The sequence below is a fragment of the Mesorhizobium sp. M1A.F.Ca.IN.020.03.2.1 genome (assembly GCF_004023205.1).
In the GTDB taxonomy this organism is placed as follows: Bacteria; Pseudomonadota; Alphaproteobacteria; order Rhizobiales; family Rhizobiaceae; genus Mesorhizobium.
In genome coordinates this window covers 1-405 of the sequence record NZ_RZSV01000522.1, presented here as the reverse complement: position 1 = coordinate 405, position 405 = coordinate 1, and the positions used below count along the sequence as shown (strand labels likewise).

The following is a 405-nucleotide window of genomic DNA, read 5'->3' as shown; positions in this document are numbered from 1 at the left end:
TCGCCATGCTCCATGCCGGCGATACGCTGATCGTCGCCGGCAAGGGGCATGAGGAAGGCCAGACGATCGGCACCGAAACCTTCCACTTTTCCGATCATGAGGAAGTGCGCGAGGCGCTCCAGGAGCGCGCCGCATGAGCTTGCTGTGGACGTCGCAAGCGCTTGTCGAGGCCATGGGCGGCAGGCCGATCGGCTCGCTGCCGGAAGGCATCACCGGCATTTCGATCGACAGCCGCAGCCTCGAGCCGGGCAACGCCTTCTTCGCCATCAAGGGCGAGACGATGGACGGCCACGATTTCGCAACCGCTGCAGTGAAGGCGGGCGCTGCGGTGCTGGTGGTGGCCGAGGGCAAGCTGCCGTCCCTTGGCCGGCTGACGGCGCCGATGATCGTCGTGCAGGATGTGCT

The 405-nt window shown here is 66.2% G+C and carries 1 protein-coding gene; it reads left to right on the top strand.

Annotated features, from left to right (window positions below; translation table 11 throughout):
- Positions 1-133: 133 nt before the first annotated feature.
- Positions 134-405: Mur ligase domain-containing protein (locus EOA79_RS32490; protein WP_245489992.1), on the top strand; the 272-nt coding region annotated here is incomplete at its 3' end.